This window comes from uncultured Campylobacter sp., assembly GCF_937949835.1.
Lineage (GTDB): Bacteria > Campylobacterota > Campylobacteria > Campylobacterales > Campylobacteraceae > Campylobacter_B.
Map to the genome: position 1 here is coordinate 1 of NZ_CALEDC010000478.1, position 2,160 is coordinate 2,160.

General features: G+C 52.9%; 2 protein-coding genes. Both read left to right on the forward strand.

Annotation, left to right across the window (positions count from 1 at the left end; all coding sequences use genetic code 11):
- A partial coding sequence (locus Q0256_RS10600) for a hypothetical protein (protein WP_297962844.1) occupies positions 1-204 on the forward strand: 204 nt, incomplete at its 5' end.
- A 628-nt stretch (positions 205-832) separates the two neighbouring features.
- Positions 833-1,900, forward strand: coding sequence for a flavodoxin-dependent (E)-4-hydroxy-3-methylbut-2-enyl-diphosphate synthase (ispG, locus tag Q0256_RS10605; protein WP_297962846.1), 1,068 nt, complete (start codon positions 833-835; stop codon positions 1,898-1,900).
- Positions 1,901-2,160 lie beyond the last annotated feature (260 nt).

Below are 2,160 nucleotides of genomic sequence, written 5' to 3' on the forward strand. Positions count from 1 at the left end.
CCACAGCCTTACGAGCCTGCGCCTGAGACCGAGAAAAAGCGCGGGCTGATATTTTCGTCGCAGTGGGGCCCCGCAGCGCCGAAAAGCAAGTGGCAGCAGCACGAAGCCCCGACGGATGACGCTTCGTCGCGCAATGAGTCGGTGATGGATATGCTGCAGGACAAGATGAGCAGGGTCAAGGTGAATATGGAGCTAGTGCGCTAGCCTAGGCGGCACGCCGGCGCAATTTATATGCGTAGGCGGTTTAAATTTTGCTGCCTTTATAAGATCGCGATACTGGCGCGGTGTGCAAACACGAACGGCTGACGTTTTTTCGGCTTTGCCGCCGTGCGAAAAATGCCCTACTGCTGCAATTAAAAATAAAATTTTCATATTTCATTCACGGGCTTTGAAATTTCACGGCTGCATGCCGCGCTGCTAGGATAAACCAGACTGCACTCGTTTTGCACGAGCAGGCACTGCGACGATACTGCTGTTAAAATTTCACCGAAATTTCAAGAGCTTAATTTCGTAATTTTATGTCGAGGACTTCGCCCACCTGCTAAATTCGCAGAATTTTGCTTAGCTGCGTGGTTTATTAAATTTCGCTTGCCATCAAATTTTGAGAGTTTCATTTGTCGCCGGAATTTTTAGAATTTTATTAGATGGCGGAATTTTATAGAACTTTATTTGCTCAAATTTCGCGGCGAAATGAAATTTTTTGCAAGCGCGAAAGCAAAATTTAGCGGGTGAAATTTTGCAGGCGAAATTCTATGGCGGCTGGCAAGCGCGAATTATTAAATTTTAACCCCGTTTTGAATAAAATAGCGCAAAAAATTCTAAAGGCTTAAATTTGAAAAATCGCTATCCGACCCGCCAAATCTCCGTCGGCTCCGTCAAAATCGGCGGCGGCGCGCCCATCTCCGTGCAGTCGATGAGCTTTTCTAAAACGAAGGACGTGGAGGGCACGCTAGAGCAGATTAATCGCCTGTATTTCGCGGGCTGCGACATCGTGCGTTGCGCGGTGCTTGATAAGCAGGACGCGGACGCGCTCGCGCGGATCAAAAAAAGCTCGCCGCTTCCCATCGTAGCGGACATCCATTTTAATTTTCGCTTGGCGCTGCAGGTTGCGGAGTTTGTCGATGCTATCCGCATCAATCCGGGCAATATCGGCGGCAAGGACCGCATTAAAGAGGTCGTGCGCGCGTGCAAAGCTCGCAGCTTGCCTATCCGCATCGGCGTAAATTTGGGCTCGCTTGAGGAGCAGTTTGAGCAAAAATACGGCCGCAGCGTCGAGGCGATGGTGCAAAGCGCGCTGTATAACGCCGCGCTGCTGCAGGATGAGGACTTTAGCGACATCGCGATCTCGCTTAAGACCTCCGACGCGCCGAGCACGGTGGCTGCGTATCGCGCGCTGCGCCCGCTATGCGAGTATCCTTTTCATCTGGGCGTGACCGAGGCGGGGACGAAATTTCACGCGAGCATCAAGAGCGCGATCGCGCTAGGCGCGCTTCTGATGGAGGGGATCGGCGATACGATGCGCGTGAGCATCACGGGCGAGCTTGAGGAGGAGATCCGCGTCGCGCGCGCGATCCTGCAGGACGCGGGCGTGCAAAAAAGCGGCGTCAATATCATCTCGTGCCCTACCTGCGGGCGTTTGCAAAGCGATCTGCTAAGCGCGATCAAAATCGTCGAAGAAAAAACCGCGCATATCAAAACGCCGCTAAATATCAGCGTCATGGGCTGCGTCGTAAATGCGATCGGCGAGGCGAAGGGCGCGGACGTGGCGATCGCGTTCGGCAACGGGCGCGGCATCGTGATGCGCCACGGCGAAGTAGTCGCTAAACTCGAGGAGAGCAAGCTCGTGGAGCGGTTTTTGCAAGAGGTCGAGGACGAGGTGCGGGCTCGCGAAGGAGCGTGAGAGCTGCGGGGCCCCTAGCCGGTTAAAGCCGCTATGATTCGTGGCTTGGGCGGCTCGGCTCTGAATTTTGGCGCGCTTGGGTTAGTTGTAGTTTGCTCGGCGTTTTAAGGTGCTCTCAGGCTCATCGCGGTTCGTTTAGGTTCATAGGTACAGCGCGTCTGAGGCGTGAAATTTTAAAATTTCGTCTTTAAAACGGCGCTTTTAAATTTGAGCCTTTAGGAATACGGCTTGAAATTTTAGTGCTGGAATTTCGTATTAGA